The sequence below is a fragment of the Mesorhizobium sp. WSM1293 genome, from assembly GCF_000513875.1.
Classification (GTDB): Bacteria; Pseudomonadota; Alphaproteobacteria; order Rhizobiales; family Rhizobiaceae; genus Mesorhizobium; species Mesorhizobium ciceri.
Genome location: NZ_AZUV01000010.1, coordinates 38930 through 63704, shown reverse-complemented (window position 1 = coordinate 63704; position 24775 = coordinate 38930). Strand labels below are relative to the sequence as shown.

The 24775-nt window shown below is 58.6% G+C and carries 27 protein-coding genes and 1 pseudogene; 13 read left to right on the top strand and 15 right to left on the bottom strand.

The window, feature by feature from the left end:
- Nucleotides 1–282: 282 nt before the first annotated feature.
- Both M729_RS0113775 and M729_RS0113770 read right to left on the bottom strand, forming a co-directional pair.
- Complete coding sequence (locus tag M729_RS0113775) at nt 283–1128, bottom strand: manganese catalase family protein (protein WP_013525132.1); 846 nt, start codon at nt 1126–1128, stop codon at nt 283–285.
- Between the two features lie 172 nt (nt 1129–1300).
- Complete coding sequence (locus M729_RS0113770) at nt 1301–2416, bottom strand: hypothetical protein (protein ID WP_245267566.1); 1116 nt, start codon at nt 2414–2416, stop codon at nt 1301–1303.
- Between the two features lie 158 nt (nt 2417–2574).
- Here M729_RS0113770 and M729_RS0113765 point away from each other — a divergent pair, with 158 nt between their 5' ends.
- Together M729_RS0113765 and glf are read left to right on the top strand one after the other, a co-directional pair.
- Entirely contained in the window at nt 2575–3747 is a 1173-nt protein-coding gene (locus M729_RS0113765) for a glycosyltransferase (protein WP_027161876.1), read from the top strand.
- A 2-nt stretch (nt 3748–3749) separates the two neighbouring features.
- A complete protein-coding gene (glf, locus tag M729_RS0113760) occupies nt 3750–4892 on the top strand; it encodes a UDP-galactopyranose mutase (protein WP_024504623.1) in 1143 nt (380 codons plus the stop codon).
- A gap of 87 nt (nt 4893–4979) precedes the next feature.
- On the opposite strand, the gene M729_RS0113755 is transcribed toward glf, so the two are convergent.
- Nucleotides 4980–6146 (bottom strand): beta-glucosidase, encoded by a 1167-nt coding sequence (locus tag M729_RS0113755; protein ID WP_013525128.1) that lies wholly within the window; start codon nt 6144–6146, stop codon nt 4980–4982.
- 451 nt (nt 6147–6597) lie between these two features.
- Here M729_RS0113755 and M729_RS0113750 point away from each other — a divergent pair, with 451 nt between their 5' ends.
- Entirely contained in the window at nt 6598–6873 is a 276-nt protein-coding gene (locus tag M729_RS0113750) for a hypothetical protein (protein WP_013525127.1), read from the top strand.
- Nucleotides 6874–7330: 457 nt separating this feature from the next.
- On the opposite strand, the gene M729_RS1000000139225 is transcribed toward M729_RS0113750, so the two are convergent.
- Entirely contained in the window at nt 7331–7828 is a 498-nt protein-coding gene (locus tag M729_RS1000000139225) for a hypothetical protein (protein WP_013525124.1), read from the bottom strand.
- A 544-nt stretch (nt 7829–8372) separates the two neighbouring features.
- Between M729_RS1000000139225 and M729_RS1000000137175 the strand changes: the two genes are divergently transcribed.
- The 3 genes from M729_RS1000000137175 to M729_RS01000000135015 all read left to right on the top strand — a co-directional run bounded on the left by M729_RS1000000137175 (nt 8373) and on the right by M729_RS01000000135015 (nt 9828).
- Nucleotides 8373–9107: a Crp/Fnr family transcriptional regulator gene (locus tag M729_RS1000000137175; protein ID WP_013525123.1), complete on the top strand. Its 735-nt coding sequence runs from the start codon at nt 8373–8375 to the stop codon at nt 9105–9107.
- A gap of 19 nt (nt 9108–9126) precedes the next feature.
- Nucleotides 9127–9363, top strand: a complete 237-nt coding sequence (locus M729_RS0113735) for a hypothetical protein (RefSeq protein ID WP_013525122.1) — start codon at nt 9127–9129, stop codon at nt 9361–9363.
- A gap of 225 nt (nt 9364–9588) precedes the next feature.
- Nucleotides 9589–9828, top strand: a complete 240-nt coding sequence (locus M729_RS01000000135015; protein WP_032808429.1) for a hypothetical protein — start codon at nt 9589–9591, stop codon at nt 9826–9828.
- Between the two features lie 387 nt (nt 9829–10215).
- Here the strand turns inward: M729_RS01000000135015 and M729_RS0113715 are convergent, their stop codons facing one another.
- Nucleotides 10216–10500 carry a hypothetical protein gene (locus tag M729_RS0113715; RefSeq protein WP_027161872.1) on the bottom strand — a complete coding sequence of 95 codons (285 nt, stop codon included), beginning with the start codon at nt 10498–10500 and terminating at the stop codon, nt 10216–10218.
- Between the two features lie 111 nt (nt 10501–10611).
- A complete protein-coding gene (locus tag M729_RS0113710) occupies nt 10612–10860 on the bottom strand; it encodes a hypothetical protein (RefSeq protein WP_013525118.1) in 249 nt (82 codons plus the stop codon).
- 278 nt (nt 10861–11138) lie between these two features.
- Here M729_RS0113710 and M729_RS01000000135010 point away from each other — a divergent pair, with 278 nt between their 5' ends.
- The 3 genes from M729_RS01000000135010 (at nt 11139) to M729_RS0113695 (ending at nt 16059) form a co-directional block, all read left to right on the top strand.
- Nucleotides 11139–14291 carry a GAF domain-containing protein gene (locus tag M729_RS01000000135010; protein ID WP_050596225.1) on the top strand — a complete coding sequence of 1051 codons (3153 nt, stop codon included), beginning with the start codon at nt 11139–11141 and terminating at the stop codon, nt 14289–14291.
- 111 nt (nt 14292–14402) lie between these two features.
- Nucleotides 14403–14729, top strand: a complete 327-nt coding sequence (locus M729_RS0113700) for a low affinity iron permease family protein (protein WP_027161870.1) — start codon at nt 14403–14405, stop codon at nt 14727–14729.
- Nucleotides 14674–16059 (top strand): phospholipase D-like domain-containing protein, encoded by a 1386-nt coding sequence (locus M729_RS0113695; protein WP_084652622.1) that lies wholly within the window; start codon nt 14674–14676, stop codon nt 16057–16059. Before M729_RS0113700 ends, M729_RS0113695 begins: the two co-directional genes overlap by 56 nt.
- Nucleotides 16060–16203: 144 nt before the next feature.
- On the opposite strand, the gene M729_RS01000000135005 is transcribed toward M729_RS0113695, so the two are convergent.
- The 7 genes from M729_RS01000000135005 to M729_RS1000000138395 form a co-directional block, all read right to left on the bottom strand.
- Entirely contained in the window at nt 16204–16425 is a 222-nt protein-coding gene (locus M729_RS01000000135005; RefSeq protein WP_032808424.1) for a hypothetical protein, read from the bottom strand.
- Nucleotides 16426–16434: 9 nt separating this feature from the next.
- The gene (locus M729_RS0113685; RefSeq protein ID WP_027161868.1) at nt 16435–16635 is read right to left on the bottom strand and encodes a hypothetical protein; all 201 of its coding nucleotides are present in this window, start codon (nt 16633–16635) and stop codon (nt 16435–16437) included.
- Nucleotides 16636–17338: 703 nt separating this feature from the next.
- The gene (locus tag M729_RS0113670) at nt 17339–17632 is read right to left on the bottom strand and encodes a DUF768 domain-containing protein (RefSeq protein ID WP_027161867.1); all 294 of its coding nucleotides are present in this window, start codon (nt 17630–17632) and stop codon (nt 17339–17341) included.
- A gap of 142 nt (nt 17633–17774) precedes the next feature.
- Complete coding sequence (locus tag M729_RS1000000137165) at nt 17775–18377, bottom strand: DUF4142 domain-containing protein (protein ID WP_084652621.1); 603 nt, start codon at nt 18375–18377, stop codon at nt 17775–17777.
- Nucleotides 18378–18436: 59 nt separating this feature from the next.
- Nucleotides 18437–19834 carry a cytochrome b6 gene (locus tag M729_RS0113660; RefSeq protein ID WP_013525109.1) on the bottom strand — a complete coding sequence of 466 codons (1398 nt, stop codon included), beginning with the start codon at nt 19832–19834 and terminating at the stop codon, nt 18437–18439.
- Nucleotides 19835–20068: 234 nt separating this feature from the next.
- Nucleotides 20069–20314: a hypothetical protein gene (locus M729_RS0113655; RefSeq protein ID WP_027161865.1), complete on the bottom strand. Its 246-nt coding sequence runs from the start codon at nt 20312–20314 to the stop codon at nt 20069–20071.
- Between the two features lie 265 nt (nt 20315–20579).
- Nucleotides 20580–20879 (bottom strand): hypothetical protein, encoded by a 300-nt coding sequence (locus M729_RS1000000138395; protein WP_127371340.1) that lies wholly within the window; start codon nt 20877–20879, stop codon nt 20580–20582.
- A 151-nt stretch (nt 20880–21030) separates the two neighbouring features.
- On the opposite strand from M729_RS1000000138395, the gene M729_RS0113645 reads away from it, so the two are divergent.
- Nucleotides 21031–21540, top strand: a complete 510-nt coding sequence (locus M729_RS0113645) for a DUF892 family protein (RefSeq protein ID WP_024504634.1) — start codon at nt 21031–21033, stop codon at nt 21538–21540.
- A gap of 512 nt (nt 21541–22052) precedes the next feature.
- Here M729_RS0113645 and M729_RS1000000138810 read toward each other — a convergent pair.
- Complete coding sequence (locus tag M729_RS1000000138810) at nt 22053–22217, bottom strand: hypothetical protein (RefSeq protein WP_198032092.1); 165 nt, start codon at nt 22215–22217, stop codon at nt 22053–22055.
- 109 nt (nt 22218–22326) lie between these two features.
- On the opposite strand from M729_RS1000000138810, the pseudogene M729_RS0113635 reads away from it, so the two are divergent.
- Both M729_RS0113635 and M729_RS0113630 read left to right on the top strand, forming a co-directional pair.
- Nucleotides 22327–22548: pseudogene (locus M729_RS0113635) on the top strand (amino acid synthesis family protein); the annotation flags it as partial.
- A gap of 413 nt (nt 22549–22961) precedes the next feature.
- Nucleotides 22962–23279, top strand: coding sequence for a metalloregulator ArsR/SmtB family transcription factor (locus M729_RS0113630; RefSeq protein ID WP_050596224.1), 318 nt, complete (start codon nt 22962–22964; stop codon nt 23277–23279).
- A gap of 113 nt (nt 23280–23392) precedes the next feature.
- Here the strand turns inward: M729_RS0113630 and M729_RS0113625 are convergent, their stop codons facing one another.
- Nucleotides 23393–23692 (bottom strand): DUF1236 domain-containing protein, encoded by a 300-nt coding sequence (locus M729_RS0113625; protein WP_013525105.1) that lies wholly within the window; start codon nt 23690–23692, stop codon nt 23393–23395.
- A 474-nt stretch (nt 23693–24166) separates the two neighbouring features.
- Between M729_RS0113625 and M729_RS0113615 the strand changes: the two genes are divergently transcribed.
- The gene (locus M729_RS0113615) at nt 24167–24544 is read left to right on the top strand and encodes a low affinity iron permease family protein (protein WP_024504638.1); all 378 of its coding nucleotides are present in this window, start codon (nt 24167–24169) and stop codon (nt 24542–24544) included.
- Nucleotides 24545–24775 lie beyond the last annotated feature (231 nt).

The window sequence follows — 24775 nt, the reverse complement described above, 5'->3', positions numbered from 1 at the left end:
GCCAGCACGACAACGATAACGCCGATAAGATAGATGACACTGTTCATGTGCACGTCCTCCGTGGCTGTCCAACTTCGCGGAGCCGGCGATGTTCCCTAGGTGAAGCATTTATGTCGAAGCGGAAATGGAGAGCTTCGTCAGGCACGCACCAGTCACCAATGGGTCGCGCTATCCCTCGTGCGGAGCGCCAGTTGCTCGGTACCACCGGGTGCGCCCTACTCCGCAGGAGCCGCTAGCAGGAGACAGCCGAGTGCCGGCTGCCTCCGGCATTGCTATCTTTACCTATTCGGCTGCCCGCCTGTCGATCATCTGCTCGCTCTGGGCGCCGGAACTTGGCCGAGGCGGCGACAGCATGGGCTCCTCGCCCATTGGCGAACCGGCGACCAGGGAGAACTCGCCCTTGCCGTCCATCGACGGTCCTTCGCTCCAACGACCCTGCGCTGGTTCGACACCTTCGACGAAGCAATTGATGAAGGCATAGGATACGTCCTGATGCTCCTTCTCCTGCGGGAAGGAGTTGGGGACCGGCAGAGACGCGTTCAGTCCGCCCATATCTTCGATTGCCGCGAGCCACTGCTGTTGGTGCATGGTGTCGCGCGCAATAAGGAAGGACAGCATGTCCTTCATGCCGGGATCGCTGGTCATGTTGTACAGGCGGGTCGCAAGCACGCGGCCGCTTCCTTCCGCGGTGACGTTTGCGACCATATCCGCGGCAAGATTGCCGCTGGCATAGACATGCGAAGCATTGAAGGGAACGCCGTTGGCGTTTTCAGGCAGTGCGGCCAGGCCGGTCGACAAGATATGGCGGAAGTTCATCCCGTTGAGGACCGAGCCGCCGACCGTGTCCGACGAGATGTCCTCCTGCAGCGAAAGTGGTGCACCCTCAAGATTGAGGGCGACCGCAGTCGCCAGCATTTCGATATGGCCGAGCTCCTCGGTCGCCGTGTTCAACAACAGGTCGCGGTATTTGGCCGGCCCGCGGCATCCCCATGCCTGGAAGAAATACTGCAAGGCCACGCGGATTTCGCCTTCTACTCCGCCGATGGCCTGCTGCAAGGCACGGGCAAAGACTGGATTGGGCGTTTCCACACGAACCGGGTACTGCAATTTCTTGTCGGTGTAATACATGGCTGACTCCTGGTTGGAAGTCAGCCGAACCTCAGCTCTGATGCATTGTTCCGTGCGAGGAACACTTAATTCCGGCAGGCTTTCCGCGGGAATGTCTCGAGCCACGGACGCTTATTCGCAATGCGAGCCGTCCAGTTCGTTGATGCAGTCGGTGCGAGTGGCGCCGACCGGATCACGCGACCCTGGAAAGCAGAGCGACGTCACATCTGGCCAAGCCGTAGCGCCACCGATGATCAGTCGTGGCGACCCGGCTCTGATAAAACAGTGAAAGCTGGCTGCCTTCGATCATCACTGTCGAGTGGCCGTTCTCTCCCGGCTGGCCTGGTTCCAGCACCGGGCCGATCGAGACGTAAGGTCCAGCAACGTTATCCGCGATGGCAAAAAACACGCGTTGCCGGTTCCCGCGAAGGCCATTGGGCAGAAAGCAAGTGGCATTGAGAAGCACGCGACCGTCCGGCAATTCGACCAGTTGTGCGCCCTCAATGCCCCATTCATAGTCGGGATCCTCTCTCGTGTTGTGGTGAGGCACATCATTGTGGTCGAGGATCTTGCCGATCCGCTTCCAGGGACCGAACCATGAGTCGGATTGGCTGCGTGCGAGATAGATGTCGGGCTGCGGCACCCTGGTGAATTTTGGCATGGCGGAATAGACGAGGTAGCGCTTGCCGCCAATAAGTGCGGGATGCGGATCGTAAATGCCATCTTCCTCGGTGTCCGGGATGGCGAGGATTGCGGGGCTAAGAACCACCCACTGGAACCCGTCATTGGAAACCGCATGCTCGCAGCGGCCGCCAGACTTCATGAACTCGGTCTGGATGAACATGTGAAAGACGCCGCTTTCGTGGATGACCCCCGGAGCCGCAACACCACTCCCATTGATTGGAAGCTCGATCGACTGATGCTCGGTCCACGGCCCATAAAGGTCCGGCGCCGTGGCGTGCAGTATCGTCCACGTCTCGGTGGTCACCGTGCCGCTCGAGCCGAAGACGTGCCACAGGCTGCCATCAAAGACGGGGCAAGGGTCCTTGAGATCATCCACGCTTTGCGGATGAAACAGCGGAAAAACGTTGGTCGCAAAGTCGATCTTCATATCAGCCCCGGAATTCGCCTGGCACGGACTCGCCAGCGATGCGGGCGAATCAACTTGATGTCCTGCGCATTTTATAGCCAGCGACTTCAACGCAAATACGGCAGGTCCGTTCTCCACCGACATTCCCCCGTCGCTCACGCATTCAAAGCCCGGCGATGCGTGGCGGGCGTTCTCAGCTTCGCGGAAATATGGTCGCATCCGTGATCCGAGCGGTGACTGAGAGCTCTTCACTTCACCTTGGAACAACTCACGCGCTGGAAAGTTAGGAGCTGGCATCGAAGTCTATTTCTCCTCGATCCGCGCTTAACAAATGTTAGTCATAACATAAACTAAAGATTACGAGAAGGAACATCTCAATGGAAGCAGCCTTGGGCAGGGTATCCGCCAGTAAACACATTGGCAGGGAAAATCTACTGGTTTGCTTCTCCCACTTGCGATGGAACTTCGTTCATCAACGGCCGCAGCATATCCTCACCCTCGCATCCGAGCAGCAGAGAGTGGTCTACTTTGAGGAGCCTGTTTTCGAAGAACTGCCACAGCCGCAGATGCGGACGAGCGAGGCGTCGCCAAACATTCTAATCGTGACACCAGTGCTGCCGCTCGGCGCGTCGGCCGCGAAATCAGATGCCGTGCAGCGGAGATTTGTTCAGCAGATCATAGCTTCTATGCCGCACAGCCGGCTGATCGCCTGGTATTACACGCCGATGGCTCTCCGCTTCACGGAGTTCCTTGACCCAGACATATGCGTCTACGACTGCATGGACGAACTCTCCGCTTTCAAGAATGCGCCGCCCGAACTGGCGCAGATGGAAAAGGCACTTCTGCGCCGTGCCGATCTCGTTTTCACCGGTGGTCTGAGCCTGTTCGAGACCAAGCGCCGCCTGCATCAGGCTATTTACCCCTTTCCGAGCAGCATCGACGTGAAGCACTTTCACAAGGCAAGGCTGCCAGGAAAGGACCCAGTCGATCAGGCCGGCATTCCTCACCCGAGGGTGGGGTATTTCGGCGTCATCGACGAGCGGCTGGACGCCGGACTCGTGGCGCTAGCGGCGCGGACGATGCCGGACGTGCATTTCGTCATGATTGGCCCCGTGGTCAAAATCGATCCTGCAATCCTGCCGAAGGCCGACAACCTGCATTGGTTGGGTGCCAAGGCCTACTGCGACCTGCCCGATTATCTGCGCCATTGGGATGCCGGCTGGATGCCGTTTGCACTCAACGAAGCGACCCGGTTCATCAGCCCAACCAAGACGCCAGAGTTCCTGGCTGCGGGCCTGCCCGTAATCTCGACGGCGATCGTTGACGTCGTGCGCAGCTACGGCGCTGCTGGACTGGTGGAAATCGCCGACAGTGACGACTTGGAGAGCAAGCTGCGCTCCATGCTTTTGCGACCGCGTGAGATGCTGCTGCCGCAAGTCGATGCCTATCTGGCTGACATGTCGTGGGAAAGAACATGGACGGCCATGGCCGCTCACATTGAGGGCGCCTACCGACGCAAGAAGGTCGTCCCGTTGCGCAGGAGCGCATAGCCATGTTCGATTGGCTGATCGTCGGCGCGGGGTTTGCCGGCAGCGTGCTTGCCGAAAGAATAGCGTCGCAGCGTCATGAAAGCGTTCTCTTGGTCGATCGCCGCAGCCATGTCGGCGGCAACGCCTATGATTGCTATAATGAAGCCGGCATCCTCATCCACCGCTATGGGCCACATATTTTTCACACCAACAGCCAGTCGATCGTGGACTACCTCTCGCAGTTCACCCAATGGCGCACATACGAGCATAGGGTTCTGGCGGCGGTGGATGGGATACTGCTCCCCATCCCGATCAATCTGGACACGATAAACCGCCTTTATGGCCTCGAACTGAATTCTGCACAGTTGGAGGAGTTCTTCGCGTCGCGACGCGAAACGGTAGAGGACGTGCGAACGGCCGAGGATGTTGTCGTCAGCACCGTGGGACGCGAACTCTACGAAAAATTCTTCCGTGGCTACACCAGAAAGCAATGGGGCGTGGATCCGAACCAGCTGAGCAAATCGGTGACGGCACGAGTGCCGACCAGGACCAACCGCGATGACCGATATTTCAGCGACAGCTTCCAGAAGATGCCTGCCGGCGGATACACGAGGATGTTCGAGCGCATGCTCGACCATCCGAACATCAAGATCATGCTGCAGACCGACTTCCGCGAAATTCGTGACGAGATACCGTTCAACCGCCTGATCTATACCGGCCCGATCGACGAGTACTTCGGCTGGCAGCTGGGGCGTCTTCCTTATCGTTCGCTCCGCTTCGAGCACGTCACCCTCGACCAAGAGCAGTTTCAGCCGGTTGCCGTCGTCAACTATCCCCAGACGGAAGATTACACCCGCATCACCGAGTACAAACATCTGACCGGCCAGCAGAACGCGCGGACCAGTCTGACCTACGAATATCCCACCGATATCGGGGACCCGTACTATCCGGTGCCGCGGGCCGAAAACGAAGAGCTCTTCAAGCGCTACGAAGCGCTTGGCGCAACCTGTCCCGACGTGTGGTTTGTCGGTCGCCTGGCAACCTACCGCTACTACAACATGGATCAGGTGGTCGGGCAGGCCCTGGCAACCTTCGCCCGCATCCAGAAGAGCGTCCCGGAATGGGCGAGCGCGGGGAAGGCGTCGTTGGCCGAAGGGGCGCTGTAGCTCGCCCACCCGGACGTACCTGGGAGCATCGAGCGTGGCAAGGCGGCGCCGACAGGCGCTCGCAACATCCCTCGTGCCGCTCATGTATTAACGCGTCAGGTTCGCCGCGAACAAAGCTCGCTGGCGGGCCAATTCCTCCGCGATGGGCTTGCGGACGTGCCGACTGCCGTCCGCCTGGACGACCGAAAACAATCCCACCTCCGCATGCCGCGAATTGTCCCAGCCCGGATAGGCGGTTATCGGGTATAGGCAAATACCTTCGATCGGCGCTTCGAGGTCAATTGCGGCACGCACCTCGTCGCAGACATAATGGAGCCACGCCGCCCCGCCTGATCCCTCGGAGCCGGTCTCGGCGATGAACATCGACTTGCCATATCGATGCGCGACCTCGATCAGCATCTCGGATAGGGCACGGTACTCGTGGTGCCCCATGGGAATCGTCGGCCCGTTGAGGTACCACTGATTGTGCGGGTAGAAATTCAGGCCAACGACATCGACAACATCGTCGCTGCCCCCCAACTCAGGCTCTGCCCGGCCCAGCAGCATGTCGTAAGCTTCGAACTGTCCGAGACGGGCATTTTCGGCCCGACGCCGTTCGGTCCGCGTCCGGTCGCGAGGGGCAATGTGGATAAGCGGCTCGGCCCAGACAAATCTGCAAGCGGGATCGACCTCGCGCATCGCGCGAACGCCAGCTATTGCAGCTCTCACGAGGTGCCTCTTGAACCATCCCCGCTTCTTCGGGCCAACGCGCGGGAAATAGCCAACCTCAACAGCCCAGGCGAAAAACGAGATTTCGTTGATCGGGCACAACAATGGCGCTGTACCGGCGATTGAACGATGAACCCTCACAGCTTCTGCAGCGAACGAGGCATAGGCATCGATGAAATGCATCGACCCTTGATCAACGTGGTCTGGACATCCGTAGTGGAAGATGTCCCAGATGACCTGGACACCTGCCGATTGCGCTGCTTCGACCATCGGCGTCCAGCTTGACCAGTCATAGTTTCCAGGAGCGGTTTCGATCAGGTGCCAGCGCAACCCGTCGCGGACGGTACGAAGACCGAGTTCGGCGCAACCGCGGTAGTCGCCCAGGGCGTGCAAATAATGCGAGGTCGCACGGATAAGATCGAGGCGGACGCCGTCCTTGCGCCGGTGCGACGAGCACTCAAAACCAGCCATGAAAAAACTGGCGAAGGGCGACGTGCCCGCAATCGAAGTCACCTCATTGCCTTCGCTGTGTCGTGCTTCGCTCATACGAAGTCTCCTGCAGGCATTTCGGCTCAGTCTCGGCTGCCGAATGCAGATCGAAGCAGCCATGAGCAATCCGGCTGCCGTATCTCATCCGCCAGGCTGCACTTTCGTCCTGTGCTTAACGGGATGGTTCCAAACCGGATGATCGAGCCTTTGTTCCCGTCGACCCCGTCAGAGGCAGACAGCAGCCAGGGAAGAAGCTGCGCGAGGCAAGTCGGGGGTCAGGCACATGCCGTGATCGGATCATCCAACGCTCCGGCGAAGGCAGGCAACAGTCCGTTCAAATTTCGACTTTCCAATATCGATCATGCAGGCGAGAGGGACGAGGCCCGTCGCGTCAAGCCGCTCCGTCGATCTTTGCCGGCAGAGCGCGCGCCATTCAGCTCAAGCGGGAACATTGGCTACGTCAGCAAGTTTGATCGCCATAGCAAGGGGCCGCAGGGCGGGCGCGCAGATGAGACATCTGGTCAAGGAAATCCTGGTCGAGATCGCTGAAATCCTTCCAGCGATGGCTCAAAAGGGCGACAATTCGGCCGAAGCACTGCCTGTCCATGCGCCGAACTTCCCCCACGATCTGGAGCCGGTTATCCGGGCAGACCCTTCCTGCGAGGTGCCATCGCAACGCGCCGACGATCGGCATAAATCAGTCGCAGTTGAGCAAGCCGCAAGCTGTATGGAGGGATACGGCGCCGGCTCGGATGATCTTACCTTTGCCAGTCACTGCAGATGAATCCACGGTCAAGGCTCACGACCTTTCGTTTCACGAAACAAGAAAAAAGCCCGCGTCCGATTCGCGGCAGCGAGGATAGCGCCATTCGCTAGGGACTGTCGCAGGCGGTGCAAAGCAGGTCCACCTGGGGCGATCCAACACCACACACCTTCGATAACGTACGCAAACCGGTCCCAACAGAACCTGCGCGAAACCCATGCAAGCCGCGCCGAAACGCCCCGCAGCCCCTCAGAATTAATGGGGATTGGCATCGGTGGTGTGTTTTGGGACGTGGGCGGTCAGGGGGGTCTCCTGACCCCCATGTTGAGGAAATGCTTCGGTCCGGGGCCGCCACGGTCCTCGAACGTAGCGACTATGACGCCAGGGACTGGTATTTCAAGGGCCGCTATGGGAGATGGTCCAAGGGCGCGGGATGCTCGGATCAAAAACCGCGGGAACGCGGCCGTATCTTCTTTGATCACTGCCTGATGAACATGCCCGTATAGGTCTGGCCGGCGAGCGTATGGGTTGCGGACAGCGTGCCGTCGGGCATCATCCTAAAACTGACGTCCGCGCCATTCGGGAGGCGCCCCAGCTTCAACGTATTCCCTACAATTTTTCCTTCGCCCGCGGCCTCACCCGGATTGTCATCGCTCAGAATTCCCCATGCGTAGGTTACGGTCACCTTTCCGTTTGAAGAAACAGATTGAACAGACAGTTTACCTTCATATGTGCCTTCCAATCGCCCGACCCAATTGCCCGAAAAAGCGGCGTACTTTGTTGGAACGCCCTTTGAAGGAGGAATGATTGCCACGGATTGATCCATTATTGCCGGGCCGGGGGGAACAACGGCAGGATCCAAGGCGGATTGGGAGGGAATGGCAGCAGGTTCGATAGCGGCGGATTGCAGCGGTTCAGGAGCCGATTGGCACGCGGGTAGGGCAAGTGCTGCGAAGGCCAGTATAAGGTTCCGCATCAATTTCTCCACATCGTTTCCGAAGGACATATCCGAAAGCCCACTGATCGGCAGAAAGTTCCATTCCCCACCAGGCCGGATTTTGGAGACGCCTGATGAACCATGAGTGACCCCAATAGATAGCCGCTCGTCAACCGTGTAGCGACATTGCGCGGCCGCACCTCAAGCGGGCTCGTTGAGATGCCCATTTGCAAGGCCGGATTTCTCGCTTCAGGTGAGACGCCTTTTGCCTGATGCCTGGCCGGAGCCATCTGGCCCTCATAGGTGAGGTTGCAGCGTCAGGCCTTGGCGGATCAACCACCTCATGTGATGTCGCAGCGACCATTGCGAGCGCAGCCTATGTCATAGGTTAATGCGCTGCTCGAGGGGCTCGATTATGGGTGTGCAGCACTCCTGTGCCCCGTGCAATGAAGTCCCGGCCAAGGACCTGCCTCGGCATCCTGAATTCCCAGTTCCCGACCAGCAGTCCGGCGCCTCGTTACGGCTATCCGGAACTTTTGACGCGGATGCAAGTTCGATAACCAACATCAGCTAGGTAGCCACTTTGTCACCCACTTCATCCTCGGATGTACTTATCCGCAAGCTCCAGAGCATCTCGGATCTCCGAGAGGGCGATATTGATGTTTTGAAAGACATCCAAATTCAGGAGAAGGATTTTCTTGCCAATTACGACCTGGTGCGTGAGGGTGACCGCCCTGTCAATTCGTTCGTGGTTTTGGATGGCCTGCTCGGTTCCACCAAACTTACCGGCGATGGCAAACGGCAGATTACATCCTTCTTTGTGGCTGGGGACATTCCCGATCTGCATGGACTGCATCTGTCGGTCATGGATTGCAATTTCACGACCCTGACAGCAGCCAGACTGGGCTTCATGCGACATGACGCTCTTCGAGCCATTTGCGAACAGCATCCCCGAATCGCGACGGCTTTTTGGCGCTCGACGCTGATCGATGCAGCGATTTACAGGGAATGGGTAACGAATGTGGGACGACGAGAGGCCTATACGCGCATGGCTCACATCTTGTGCGAACTGATCTTTCGCTTGCGCTCGGTTGGACGCATCCAGGATCACGTCGCGGATCTTCCCATTACCCAGGCAGCACTTGGCGATGCATTGGGCTTGTCTACAGTCCACGTCAACCGAATGCTTCAGGAACTTCGACGTAGAGGCCTCATCGCCACCACAGGCCCAAGGGTGCAGGCTCTTGATTGGCCCGGCCTCACTCGTGCAGGTGATTTCGAAACGACCTACCTGCACCAAAGGAACCCCGCAGCTTAGTGGTGACGGAAGCTTTCGGATGGCACGATTTTTCTTTGATAGTGGCGATCACGATGTGGTCATCCAGGACGAAATCGGCATCGAATGTGCCGGTCTGGAGGAGGTGCGCCGCGTAGGCTTCGAAGGCCTTATCGACCTTACGAGAGATGCACTGACCGAGGTGGACGGGCAGCAAGTATTTGTTGAAGTGCGGAACGAAAATGGCGACAGGATTCTGAGGCTGAGCATCTCGCTTCAGATCAAGCTGATGAGATAACGTGCGATAGGACTTGCTGCGACAGAATGCTGCCGAACGCCGGCACACCAAACGGAGCGGCGACGAAACCGAATGCCGCGTGGCCGGACTGACGCACGAAGATGCCGCCGCCATTTGCGACCAGCTCGGGTTCTCCACATTGGACAAATCGGAAAGCCGCAGCAGAAGGGCATGCCCGCCTCAGTGGCGCAATCCGACTGATTTAATCGATGTCGCGATTTTTGTATGAAGTTCTGGAACGCGCACTCTCAGCGCTCGTTCATGTTGTCTCAGCAGAGGGTCGTCGAGATGCAACGAAAAGCGAACGAGGCAAGCCGGGTTGCGAAAGGCCAGGACCTTGAGGTCGAACATCTGGTCGAGCTCACGGAAATTGACCCCAAGCAGGCACGAACGCTGCTTCGCAGGCATGGCTCCGATTGGCCGAAGCTCAAAGACGAGGCGGAAGCTCTGAAGAAGGAAGACTAATCGTCACCTTCCGAGCGGTTGGCGAGAAAGCAGTTCTAGCTCATCCTCATCCGTGACCCCAGCCTGGTAGTAAGCCAGAATACGTGATGCGCGCCGCTCCTTCTCGGTTGCGGTTTCGTTTTTGATTTTGCTGCGTGCGAAGACGCGACTGAGCAGGGCAAGTTCTGATGGGGTGAAGGCGTCTCTATGCATCGCATCTCAACTCCCGCGCGCCCGTCTCGAGAGCGTCGAGGTGGGCTGAAGCCGTGTTGCAGCCTCTGCGCGTCTTTCGGAGATTAAACAAAAAGGCTGTCCGCACCAGCCAGAAACGGTCTTTTTCGGGTTCACGGCGTGATCTGCCCGGCGGCCGCAACATCTGGCTCGAGGGCGACAGCGGAGAAACCGGCTTCAACCCGATCGCAAGACGCCTGGCTCCTCTGTTTCCTTGAACTCTTCCGTATCCCTGGGCGCGGCGACCAGATCCTGGAATCCGAGAGTGGCGACGAGATAGCCTGCTTCGTCGTAAACCTTCGTCACCCAACTGGTCGGGTCCACGCCATCGACAATTCCGTCGAGCATGGCCTCCTTGGCTGCACGCTTCGCCTCTCTGACAGCCTCATCTCGATCAGCCATATCGGCAAAGATTGCAGGCTGGGCCATGCCTTCGATAAACTCGAAGCGGAATTTCGGCATCGGTCGCTCCAGTCATTGTGCCAGCGCATCGGACATTTCTGGCAGGTTTGACGCTCAACGCGGCGGTGTCGAAAAGGATGCAGCGGGTTGATTGCGCTTGATCATCAAACCTCAGGCAGCATTGCTGCCTCCCATCTCCCAGTCGCCTTGCCAACGTGCGCGCACGGCGATCATCAGTGTGGCCGCTTCCGTCATTCCTGTTTCAAACAACCTGATCAGCTCTCTCGCTACGGCGTTGGCCGCCGCCGTGTCGGGCAAGATAGCAAATTCCTGGCACAGCGCGTCGAACGCGTCGCGAAGGATGTTCAGGTCACTGGGGTAGAGAGCTTCCGTATTCGTGCGGGTTGGTCGGCTAAGCATCAGGCGCTCCTATTCGGCTACAGTGGGATTGCTCCCAAGCAGCGGCGCCCGTTACACAGCCGCTGACAATGGCTTTATGCGGCACAGCCCAGCAGGTGTCATTAAACTATGATGCACGGCGCGTCGTTCGCCCGTTGAGGGCGCATATGGAGTTGTCCTTGGCTGTCGTGACGCAAGTTTCTTCGCAATGCGTCGGCGGCCTAGCCCCGACCTGTTGTCCGGCGCCTGGAACTCTTCGCGACTGACGGCATTATCTAGTCCGACCAACCGGGGGCGAAATGGGAGTCACGTCACGCGAACGTTCGTCTGAAGTGCAGCGCTTCCAGCTTCTGGCGGGGTTGGGTGACAGGATTCGGGAGATCGATGATCCTGCCGAACTGGCATTTGCGGCAGCGGAATTGCTTGGGAAGCATTTTGGCATCAGTCGAGCCGGATATGGCACGATCGATCTCGAGAAAGAAACGATAGTCATCGACAGAGACTGGAACGCGCCGGGAATCCGAAGTCTGGCCGGAACTCTGAACTTCAGGGACTACGGCTCCTATGTCGATGATTTGAAACGAGGCGAGACGGTCGTCTTCGAGAATGCCGAGACAGACCCGCGAACCCACGACCATGCCGAGGCTCTCAAAGCAATCAGCGCCCAATCCGTCATCAACATGCCGGTTACGGAGCGCGGCGGGTTGGTTGCGTTATTGTACCTCAATCACTCCGAGCCAAGACACTGGACGCCGGCCGAGGTTGCTCTGGTTTCGGAAGTGGCTGACCGGACGCGCACCGCAATTGAACGGCTTCGTGCGGAGAAGGCCCTGCGTGAAAATGCCGAGCGCCTGGCCTTTCTGGATCGCCTCGGCAGAGAGATATCCCCGGCGACAGATGCCGACGCTGTCATGGAGGTCACCACCCGTCTACTTGGCGAACATCTAGGCGTTTCGATTTGCGCCTACGCTGACATGGAGCCGGACCAGGACCACTTCACCATTCGCGGCGACTGGAGCGCTCCTGGCTCGCCTAGCATCAGGGGATACTACAGTCTTGCCGATTTCGGTCGCCTCGCTGTTGGCAATCTGACCGCCAATCGGCCGCTCGTCATCAACGACAATCTCGAGGAAATTGCGCCCGAGGAAGCAAAGACCTTTCAGGATATCGGCATAACGGCAACGATCTGCATGCCCTTGGTCAAGCAAGGCCGGCTGGCTGCGCTAATGGCCGTTCACGACACGCAGCGCCGCGTCTGGTCGCAGCGCGAACTGTCCTTGCTGGCGGAGGTGACAGAGCGGTCATGGGCTCACATCGAGCGCGTCCGCTCGGAACAGGCTGCCCGAGCGAGCGAGGAGCGGCTAAGGCTAGCGACCGATGCAGCCGCTATCGGAACGTGGGACTATGATCCCATCACAAGGGTGCTGCGTTGGGACGACCGATGCAAAGCTCTCTTCGGTCTGCCACCTGAGGCGGAGGTGACATATGAGAGCGCGTTCCTGGCCGGTCTCCATCCAGAAGACCGTGAACGGGCGGATGAGGCCGTACGCCGGGCGCTCGCGCCGGGCGAGTCTTCCCGCTACGACATCGAATATCGGACGATCGGGCTGCGCGACGGAAAGGAGCGTTGGATAGCTGCAACGGGCGAATCTCTTTTCCGGTCCGGACGCGCGGTGCGTTTCATCGGCACCGTCATGGATATTACCGCGCGAAAGCGGGTGGAGAACCAGCTTCAGATGATGAATGCGACTGCCGCCGCCGTGGCAGCCGAGCTGGACGTGGAGCGCATTGTCCAGATTGTCACCGACGCTGGCGTCGCGCTGTCAGGCGCGCAATTCGGAGCTTTTTTCTACAATGTCCTCGATGACACGGGGGACAGCTATGTGCTCTACGCCCTGTCGGGAGCGCCACGCTCCGCTTTCGAAAATTTTCCCATGCCACGCAACACGGCCGTGTTCGAGCCTACTTTTCGCGGGACGGGCGTGGTGCGTTCCGATGATATCCTCATGGATGTGCGCTATGGAAAAAATTCGCCGAGGAAGGGAATGCCGGAAGGCCATCTTCCCGTGCGATCCTATCTTGCCGTGCCGGTCATTTCGCGATCGGGCGAAGTGCTGGGTGGGCTGTTCTTCGGACATTCCGGTTGCGGTGTCTTTGCCGCAGAGCATGAGACAGCCTTGCTGGGGCTGGCCGGTCATGCCGCCACGGCAATCGACAACTCCCGACTGTTCAAAGCGCTGCAGACGCTCAACGCCACTCTTGAGCAGCGTGTGGCTGAGGAAGTTGCCGAACGCGTCCGAGCAGAAGAGCACCTGCGCCAGGCGCAGAAGATGGAGGCCGTGGGACAGCTTACCGGTGGCATCGCCCACGACTTCAACAATATGCTGGCTGTCATCATTGGCGGTTTGAATCTCGTGCAGCGCAAGCTCCGAAACGGCGACACGAACGTGAACCACTTCGTCACCGGTGCAATCGATGGGGCACAACGCGCTGCGGAACTTACCAAGCGGCTGCTTGCCTTCTCTCGCCAGCAGCCCTTGGCACCGACGCGCCTGAATCCTAATCGACTCGTCTCCGGCATGAGCGAACTGCTGAGCCGAACGCTTGGAGAGACCATAGCAATCGAGACGGTGCTCGCCGCTGGGCTGTGGCATGTGGAGGCCGATGCAGGGCAATTGGAAAGCGCATTGCTCAACCTTTGCGTCAACGCACGCGATGCCATGCCCGGCGGCGGAAAGCTCACGATTGAAACGTCTAACGCCCATATTGACGATCGGTATGCGAGAGAAAACGCGATCTCCTCGGGCCAGTATGTGATGATAGCGGTCACCGATTCCGGAACGGGCATGACTGCGGACGTGCTGGCAAGAGCCTTCGATCCGTTCTTCACCACAAAGGGAGTCGGCAAGGGTACCGGATTGGGACTTAGCCAAGTGTATGGGTTTGTTCGTCAGTCCGGCGGCAGCGTCAAGATCTATTCCGAACTCGGTGTCGGAACCACCTTGAAGATCTATCTACCGCGGTCGCATGGCGGCATTCCCGACAGCCCGGCCGCCGCCTTGGCGGGCGAGCATCCGGGACATTCAGACGAGGTCATCATGATCGTCGAGGATGAAGATCGTGTACGCCTGATGGCCGCAGAAGCGCTGCGAGAACTGGGCTATTCCGTCCTGGAAATGTCGGGGCCACGAGATGCACTTGCCGCCGTGGAGAGCGGGCATGTGCCTTCGCTTCTGTTCACCGATGTGGTCATGCCGGAAATGTCAGGCCGCGAACTGGTGGACAAGGTCAGGACATCGCACCCGTCACTAAAGGTGCTCTACACCACCGGCTACACGCGAAACGCGATTGTTCACAATGGCACGCTCGATTTTGGAACGGAGCTTTTGACCAAACCCTACACGATCGACGAGCTGGCCGAGAAGGTCCGAAAGGTGCTCGATCGAAAGTAACGATCGGCCAGAGGCGATGTACTCAAGCGGCCGACCCAAATCCACTGCAGGCACGGCGGGGCGGTATGATGCCTCGCCGGAACCAGGGGGGACTGCCGCGAGTTCTCTGGAATGGCAAATCATCCGATCACCAGCGCCCTTACCACAATCGGCACACTGACTTCCCGTCCCGCTGCGTTCCTGGTCTTGTTGGCCTACGCAATTCTTTGGATGATTTTCGAGCGACAGAGCTTGGATTGGCATGGAGCCGCAACATTGTTCACCTGGGCGATGACGCTGTTCATCCAGCGCGCGGAGCACCGCGACACTCAAGCGATCCACGCCAAGCTGGACGAGATCCTGCGGTCAGATCACGCGGCTTCAAACATCACCCGGATCGACGATGAAGAGCCTGAGGAGATCGAAAAACATCGCCATCGCCAGCAACAGGGCGATTGACGTGCAGCCTTTCGGTTCCGTTGCGTCAGGCGCCCGCAAGAAGACCTCCCGCATTGCGCCTTGGCGAAAGGTGCTCATCTATCTGGCCATTGCCGCCATCGGCAGCCTGCTCACGGTGTTGATCATAAACCTCACTCCACAGCCGCGCGTTCTACGATCTATCGTCCCCCACCGGTTCGACGCTACGGATCCCCAATTTCCCAAGACGATGAGCAGCTATTCGCAAGGGCAGATGTTCCGTTCCAACGCGGTCCAAACTCTCGTCAACGGAGACGAAATATTTCCCTCAATGCTGCAAGCAATCGGGGCGGCTCGATCCAGCGTCAACATGGAAACGTATATTTATTGGTCAGGAGCCATCGGCTACGAGTTCGCGATCGCATTGGCGACGAAGGCCCGCGAAGGCGTGGAAGTCCGCGTGAACGTCGACTGGGTTGGCAGCCTTCCCTTCGACGAGGACCTGATCCGCATCATGACGACGGCAGGTGTGCGGTTCGAACGCTATCGGCCGCTACGCTGGTATACGTTGGACCGTGTAAACAACCGAACTCATCGCAAGCTGATCGTTGATGGCCGGATCGCTTTCACTGGCGGGGTCGGCATTGCCGATGATTGGCGCGGGAACGCACGCAACTCAAATGAATGGCGCGACACGCATTACCGGATCGAAGGACCAGCCGTGCCCGCATTCCAGGCGGCGTTCGCCGAAAACTGGCTTGAGACGACCGGCGAGACATTGCAGGGCGGGAAGTTCTACCCTGCAGTTGCGGCCGCTGGCGGTCTCGATGCGCAGTTGATACTTTCTTCGCAGCCAAACGGCTCGGAGAACATGGAGTTGATGATGTTGGCGGCAATAGCCGCGGCCAAGGATCATCTGCGCATCGGCATGGCCTACTTCGTGCCGGACGACATCGCGCTGCAGCAGATTCTTGATGCAAGGAAGCGAGGCGTCTCGGTCGATGTCATCGTTCCCAATTGGCTCACGGATGTGCCTGTGGTGCGAAAGGGCTCGCGCTTTTTCTGGGGCGAATTGCTCAAGGCCGGTGTGCGCATCTTTGAGTTTCAACCCACAATGTACCATCCCAAGCTTTTGATCGTCGACGATGCCTGGGTGAGCTTTGGCTCGGCTAATCTGGATGAGCGATCCTTGCTCCTCAACGATGAGGCCAGTCTGAACGTCTACGGCTTGGAATTCGCGCGGACGCAAATAGACGTTTTCAACGAGGACCTGAAGCGATCAAGGCAGGTCAGTCTGGAAGAATGGCAAGCGCGTCCGCTAAGCGAAAAGGTCACCGACTACTTTGCGAGCAGGTTTCGCTCCCAGCTCTGATAATGGCGAGGAGGCGGAGATCCAAAGTCCCCGCGATTGCTCGCCAGGTATTTCGCAGCCTTGCTGGATCAGGTCGCGGAAGCCCTCCCTCCCAGCCGCGCTCGCCGCTGGACTCTCCCAGTGTTCCGCACGGATGTGGAGAGCCTAAAAGACTTCGATCACCTTACGGCTTCTCTTTTTGAGAGCCTGGATGGGTTTGCGGCGAGTTTGCGGCTGCGCCGGCGACGACTCCACCGGACGCTGTGCAAGCCTTGCTTGTCTCAGCCGCGCCGTCTTCTCGGCGCGTTGTGCGCGTTCAGCGTCCAGCGTCTCTTGGCTGATGCGTTTGGCGCGGTCGTATCTTTCCTTGTCATGATTGCCCGTCACGGACACCTCCTAGCCAGCAACAAAAATCCTGCGAACCTTTTTGGTGACACGCTGCTTGCGTTCCATGGGAGACGGCGTGATGGCCTGTGCGAGGCGCGCTTCCTTCAACCGCGCCGTCTTGGCGGCGCGCTCAGCACGTTCCTTGTCGACAATGATTGCTGCAGCTGATGTGGTCTTCTCGTTGCGAGCGTCATTATTGGTCCGCGGCATCTCAGCGCCTCGCCTTAATTCTTGTCGCCCGCAGAGCCATTTTGTACCTGGGTCGTGCTCTAACCTGGTGTATCGCCCCCTTGGGCGAGATTTTGCCTCGATGAGCCGGCTTCTTGCGCAGGTGGTTGTCGTTGTCCGCTTGTGGGATGGCCATCTCGGTTCTCCTATGCGGCCGAACTTCGATATGACCCAAGTGTTCCAAGGCAACGCGCAAGCTGCTGGGCTATTTTCGATGCAAGGAAACGCGCTTCAGGCGCGTGATCGGGGAACCGTGACAGGGGGGCCGTAGCTGGAACTTTGAGAGCGCAGATAGCGTCGGCGCCTGCACACGGCGGACCTCTCCCAAACGCTGTCAGCCGCGGCGGTGCGATTACCGGCAGCAAAGGAGCTTGGTGTCGACGATGAACTTCCTGGCGACGAGATCGTTCGGACTTTGCTGCGGCGCAGGATCCCCCCGCGAGCGCATTAGCTGGGTGTTGTAGGGCGTTAGGGCCGTTGAACCACCACCGGGGTGTGTCAGTAGCACCTTACAGGCAGCCGCAGGTCCAAACGAGCAGCACCGTTCCAAGCGCATAAGGGACCAGAAGCAAACCTATCGTCACCCAGAAAGCCGGCTCTGCCAAGGCGGCCATGTCCTTGCGAAACTGCTCCATGGGGCTACCCCGGCAACTTCGACAAACGAAAAGAGCTGATCTGGTATGGCCTACGGCCCGCTTTTGGCATCTTCGACCTCCAGCGCATCCATGAGGGCTGCCACATCGCTGGGTTCGCCAGCGGCGTCACCATGCACGCCAGTTCGCGATTTCTTGAGCGCTTGCTCGATCGCATCTTCAATGTTTCCGAGCTCGTCCTCACGCACCTCGCGACCATAACCGGCCGCTTCGGCATCCTGCTCGAATTGCTGGGCCAGCACGGCGAAGCTCACTTCCTCTTGGCCGGCAAGAGTGCCGACATTCTCCTGCAGCCAGCTTTCAAAAAACTCTTTGGTCGCGTTCATCGGATAACTCCTCCACCGGATTAAGCGCGGCGGCGATCCGAAGTTCCGCCATGGCGTCACTTTCTCAATCAGACGAACAGAAGCGCGTGCGCTGACATTCACGGAAGGCAGCTGAACTTTCAGGTGCCACATGACCGCCGCTTCATTTGGCCTTTTGCGTATCCGGCGCGAACAGGGCTTGGCCTGCCAGCTTCGCGTGCAACGTGCGGGCCAGGTCAAGATGTTCAAGCACCGTCCGCAGCTTTTCGGAGGCGAAGCGCTGAAGCGCTGCATCCTCGCCCGAACCTATCTCCCAAGCCAGGAGCTGCGCCGTCCTTTGGTGATCGACGATCTGCGCCCTCAGGTACGCCAGCTCAAACGCGGCGCCGTCGAGCTTTTCGAGATCGGAACGGATTTTCTTGTGATCTGGGTCGAGCCCTTCGGGAAGTGGAATCTTGCTTTTATCGGCCACGGATTTCAGCTGCTCATTGGCCTTGTTGTGATCATCGACCATCCGATTTGCAAATTCACGGAGGTCTTCGTGGCTTGTCTTTCCAGCCGCGAGTCGCCCGAACTCTATCTCGGCCCTGCCGCCTGCCGTAATTAGCTGTACGAAAAGCCGATCCTGATAATTCGTCTGGTGCGGTGCTGGAACTCCAGGCTTCTCCATACTGGTATCGGGGGCAAGACCGGCTGGATTGCCAATTTGCGCCAGCGCACAGCAGGGCGACACTGCCAGGACTACTGTCATTATGGCGGCACGCATGAACTGTCCTCCATTCAATACCTAGTTGATTGTCGGCCGCGGTTTTTCCCGGATGATGTCTAGAGCGTGAGCAAATAGGCCACCAATGCTTCCTTTTCCGATTGGTCGAGCTTCGTTCCGAGCACCAGGTTGAAGAACTCAACGGTATCGCCCAGCGTCATCAGACGGCCGTCATGAAGATAGGGCGGAGAATCCTTGATCCCGCGCAACGTGAAGGTCTTGATGGGTCCATCTGGAATGGCAACCTGGTCGTTGAACGTCTGACCAACTTTGTAGAATCGCTCGAGCTTCAGGTCGTGCATATTGTTGTCCATGAAGGACTGGGCTGGAACATGACATTCGCCGCAGCGGCCCTTTCCCATGAACACCTGCTCGCCCTTGATCTCCAGCGCACTGGCGGTAGCCGGGTCAAGTCGTCCAAAGGGATCGAGCTTGGGTGCCGGAGGAAAATCGATGATGTTCTGCATCTGCGCCATCATCGCGACCTGGTTGGGCCGATCCGGCAGGTTCACGCCCTTGCGGGTGGCGCTCACGTGATCGCCGTTGAAATAGGCGGTGCGCTGTTCGAACTCCGTAAAGTCTTCCACGGAACGCAGCGAGCGCTTGGATCCGTGGATCTGCTGGTTGAACAAGCCGCGCAGGCTGGTTGTGTCGAGCCGGAAGCGCTCGGCTTGCGGCCGCACGTCCGGGGTGAGGTGAAACGCCCCGTTGGTGTGGAAATTGGAATGGCAATCGAGGCAAGCGACACCCGTGCTTTGCATCGCTACCTTCCTGTCCTCGGTCTGGTTGAATTCCTCCTGCGGAAATGGCGTCAGCAGCAGACGAAGTCCTTCCATCTGCACGGGCGTGATGATGCCGTTCATGTATTCGTAGAAGTTGCGTATCGTCAGCAGATCCCCTCGCGACACATCTCCAAGCTCCGGGTGCGTGGTCAGAAATATTGGAGGTGGAAACTCCGGGGTAAGGTGATCCGGTAGATCGAAATCGACGTCGAAGCGGCGCAGATCGCGTCCTTCATCAGCGCCGATCTCTCTAATCTCACTTTCAGGAAAGACCTGACCTCCGGCGGCCTGCTTGACGTGCGGCAACGGTAGGAAGCCTTGCGGCAACAGACCACGATCACGAATTTCCTGAGGGGTTTTCGCTGCCAGGCTGCTCCAGGTTTCGCCTGCCGGCAGTTTCACTCGCGAGCCTTCTTGTACAGCCTTGCGCCCGCCCGACATCATGACGCCGGGCATCGGCCGGTCGGCCAGATCGTAACGGCTCTCGAGCAGGCCGCGTTGCCGTTGTGTCACAGCCGGCTTTTGCGCCTCGTCAGTTTCCTTGACCGCAGAAAAAGGCAAGCTTGGCAATGGACGATACGTCAGATCCGGCGGCAGCGGGTCCGAAGCAACATTGAGCGTGAACGTTGCAGCGCCAAGCAGGACCGGCAAACCAAGATTGAAGATACGCGACATATCCCCTCCCCACAGCGTTGAATTTGGCCCCAACCAGTGCGCGCAAGCTTTGTTCCATAGCTTTGAGAGCCCCAACGCTCACGCTCGGCTTTTCGATGATCACCGGTGTCGCTGCTTTGGAGGGTGCGATCTGCGTGCCTTGCCTGCGTACCGTTCTCGCCATCTTCTGGCTGATGACTGCACGTCCGCTGCCGACTCGTGGCCTTGCAGCAGGCCTGCATCGAGCGAAGCTATCTATCCCGACATTCCGGATTGTATCACCCCATCGGGCGACGACCCGTCAGACATCGCCGCATTGTTGATCTGGTCCGTCCCGAACTGAGCGACCTGAACCATCATGGCCCTGGCCTTTGCAATGAGTTCATCGTCGGGAAGAGTATGCCCGGCCTGCAGGGTAACTGTAATACACTCGCCTCCCTCGCCCCGAAATTCCACGACCGGAGCCTGGTCTCGGCTGACGACAACTCCCATCATCTGCATAAAAACCTCCTCGTCGCTTCCTGCATTGGCCAGACAAACGCAACCCAGCTCGGCTATCTAATCCTTGACATAGGCCCCAGGTTGACGCCCGCCTCTGGGCGCCTTGGCGTCTTTCGAATGCTCGGCGACCGCAGGGCCTGCTCCGGATATTTTCTCTGGGGCCGGTGAAGGTGTCGCCGGCTTTGACGGGGTCCTGCCGCTCGATTTCTCGGGGCGGGGTGATATGTCAGTTGAAGACTTGTCTGAAGAAGTCATGGCTCTTTCCCTAGCGCGAAACTCCAATACCAACCTGCGAAACGCCGGGACGTTCCATCGCGATATGATCTCCGTTGTTGAACCTGGAGGCCTTGCTGGGGCGCACCGGCAACGGGCTGATTTCGCAAGACGAATGGCAAGCGGCCAAGGCGCTCGGGCAAGACACAGCCTGACACATTGCGGCGCGGGTATTGGAATGCGAGCCGACGCGAAACGCTTCATTGAGATCATCCATCACGGAACCCGCGGCAGGCAGCAGCTTCGTCATTTCTGCAGGAATGCGTTTTGCCAACGCGGACACCGCGACCATGCCCGTCGCCCGCCACTCTCTCCTGGTGCCAAGCGCCCGCTTGCAGCGCCTACCTCAAGGAGCCTGCAATACAGGCTGACTCCGCAGCTCAACCGATGAGGAACAATATCTCCCTTTGAAAGTTCTGGCCGACCCATGAAGGAGGTATGAAATGTCAGAATCACGCGAATGGCTTGTCCAATGGCTCAGGGATGCTCACGCCATGGAGGAGCAGGCCGAAACCATGTTGAATGGGCAACTGAACCGGATAGAGAACTATCCTGAGCTCAGCGAGCGGATTCGCCAGCACATCCAGGAGACCAGACAGCAGGCTGCTCGGCTGGAAACCTGTCTTGACCGCATCGGACAAGGATCTTCCACACTGAAGGATGCCGGCGGCAAGCTGACGGCAATGGCGCAGTCGCTCAGTGGGGTGTTCGCCGGGGACGAAGTGATGAAGGGATCGCTTGCAAGCTACACGTTCGAGCACATGGAAATCGCCTCCTACACAATCCTGATCGCCGCCGCCAAATCGCTAGGCGAAGCAGAGGTCGCCCAGCTCTGCGAAGAGAATCTGCGTGAGGAAGTTGCGATGGCGGACTGGTTGAAAAGCCATATTCCAGCGACAGCCGAGCAGTTCCTCGCGCGGGCCGACTCGGAGAGTGACAACGCCAAGCGCTGATCTACGATCGTGGCTCGCAGGCGATAGTGAGCGCCGGTCAGCGCAGCGTACGGGCCCACGCTGACCGCCGTGGCGCGGGCCCACATAGCAACTACCTTGACCAGGTAGTATTCGTATCGGTCTTGGGGGTGACCGTCCTGTTTGGGCGGCAACGACAAACCATCGACCTGGTCTGATGACGGCAGTTCCTCATGCGGGCGTGGAGCGTCATTCCGATTGAAAACAGGAACTGAGAGAGCGGCATCTTGCGTCAAGACGCAAGTCGCAAGAAGCATCGTTAGGCCACTGAAGTGAGAACCTCCGTCGGGCCGGGCCACGAAACATTCGGCAGCGGTCGGGCGTTGTCTCGAGAGTTTGGGGCGACCCGCACCGCCATGTTTTCTTGGCAGGTGATCGAGTGCGTTCTGGGAAATGCGCGTGCCACCGGCCTCCGTTATGGCCTGACGATTCGTCCCATCAAGCTGGTCGTTTGTGCCCTCATGCGAGGAGGAAGTCCTTCCAGGCCGAGCGGGTCAGGCAACACCGAAGTATTTTTTCATTACCCTTGCTGCTCGCACGAGTGACGACCAATCAGCTCCCATAGTGGCGACGAGGTCACTAGCTTCTTCGCTGGAAATGCCGGTGCGGGCGGCGAGCTTCTTCGCAAGCAAATCGAAAGCCAGTTCGACTATCGTCATCGTTCAGCCCTTTCGCTAAGCTCTCCAATACCCTCTCGGAGGGTCTCTCGCATTAGCCCATGTTAATGACGCCATTATCCGCGAGGCGAGAAGCAATTTCCTTCACCTCGTGGGCGGCACGACCTATCTCGAATTCTGCAACACACGCAGGGCGCCTGGCGCGCTGCTGTCGCTTCCGATGATGCACAAGAGTGAGAACGGTCGCCGCTCACACTTCATCACCGCCAATTTTCAGATCGCAGACGGCCCGGCTGCCGACGAGATCGTCGTGGCCATCGGTGCTGCGGAGGCGGCTGGGTCGGCATGCGTCAGGAAGGCAGTCGCCGATTGACGGGAACAATTTAGCGAACAGTAAATTCAACGGTCTTCTGGTAGGAGGCAAAAGTGTCCCAGCGAAGCGTCGACAAAGACCGATTGGAGCGCGCAGACCGCGAGGCAAAAGTTGCTAACGCGGCCGAGAGAGAGGCGCGTTATTTGAAAACTGCGCGACTTCGAGAACAACGCCTTGCTGCCGAAGCCAAGGGTCCCCAGGCTTCGAAGAAAGGCCGATCCAGGAGCTAAGGCGCTTAGCCGCCGAGGCTGGCCGTGAGACAGCGACGCCCTTCTGATGGAACATACACCACGCTAATAGTTCTAGCGCGCCGGGGCACGCGACGATCCCGGCACATCCTCATTGGGGCGCCCGCCGCTGCCGTCAAGGAGGCCGGCGCAAGGCGCGCTCGACGCCTGAGCGAGGGCAACATCATGAATCCCGAAAAGCCCAGCATTTATGCGCCATCCGCCGAGCTGCTCGCTGCCATGGCTAATGAAAAGCGCCTTCTCGCTCTAATGATTCTTGCTGACGGAGAAATGTCCGTTTCTGATCTGGCGCCGCGATTGGGGCTTAGCAACTCAGCACTCTCCCAGCATCTCGGCATGATGCGAGAATCTGGTCTGGTCACCCGGAGGCAGGAGCGCCATAAAGCGTACTACTCGTGCACAGATCTTGCCCTGAAAGTCCTTGAGCTCCTGGACTGGCTTGTTGAGCGGAAAACTCTGCCTGGCCGCGACCATCATCCATAAAGCCGGACCTTTGGAAGGTTGCGATGTCGGGACTCAAGGCTCGTCACCGGATTGTGGAGATTTGTAAGCTTCGACCCCGCCGCCAGCGATGGCGGCGGGGTTGGATGGTTCGTTCAGTCGTAAACCTTGATGATTTTCCGGGTGCCCGGGTCCACCAGCACCGTGCGGTTGTCGACCACAACGTAGCGATATTTGACGTTGGGGACCTCATGGATCTCAACCGTTTCCGGCAGGGCTGTCCCGACATTCAGTTCCACGCCGGGGAGCTTGACCGACGCCAGGGGCTGCTTCTTCACATATTCGCGGATGACGGTGTCCTGTTCCGGCTGGATGATGATGTCGTCCGCGGCGGCTGAGCCGATCCCAGCCAATAGCAACATCGCTGCTGCGGTGTTCTTTAGAAGCATGTTCATATCTGCACTCCTGTAGGGACGGGCGCAACACGATCATCGTCCCGCGCCGCCCGGCAAGTTGAACATGGAGCCGCCCTAAACGTTCCGACCTAGGTACTTAGGTCTAGTCCCCTTGGGACCTAAGTCTGGTTCTGGAAACCGCATTGGTCCTGTCAGCGGCAGCGGCTGGAACGCTTGGCTTCCGCGGCTGTTGTCTCTCGAATTTGGAAGAATGCAGATGGATAAAGTGTGGACCAAGCACGCTGGTTATTCGCGGCTGTTCCCTTTCTCGTGATGGCACTCGTTCTTGGCTGGCATGTGGTGGATCGGCGGGCAAACGTCCCTTCCGACGCCGAACCCGTATCTTTAACCTGCAGTAGGTGACCTGATGTTGCGCGACAAGGAGAGTCGGATCTTAGAGGCAGGCCTGTTGGCGGCGGTGCCTGTTTGTGTGGCGATTACCGCACTGGTCGCCTTGATGACCTTGGCCAGCATATGAATCGGTTCCTTTTCGCGGCCTCCGACTTCCTATCTCGGCCGCCAGGCTTCTATGTCATGCTCATGGCAATGGTTTTGTGCACCGCCCTGGTGCCTTTTGGACTGACAAATGCGGTCACCTATGCCCTGTCGGTTGCCGCCATCGTGATCACCGGTGTTGTCCTTTTACAAGGCTATCGCGATACCGCCGCCATTCACGCAAAACTCGACGAGATCATCGTTTCACTGAAGGAAACCAGGAACGACGTTGTCGGATTGGAGCATGCCGAGCCGGACGAGATCAGGGAGAAGCTTGTAAAACTCGAAGAAGAAGCGTCCCAAACGATCGGGGCTGCCAGGCGCGAACTTTCGAAAGCAACAGGAGAGAGATCATGAACAATCTCATTTGGCTCGTTGGTGCGGTGGTCGTCGTCTTGGCGATTTTGAGTTTTTTTGGCCTTCGGTAGGCGACGAGCATTTCCGCCGACAACCTGAAGGATCAGGGGGAACTACACTTGGCGTCGCAAATTGCTTTCATGAATGACAATCAGCCGCCCCCCGACAAGTTGATATCCGAGCCACCGCCAGATTGGCAGGGCGTGTTTTTTGCCACCGCTGCCCTCGTCT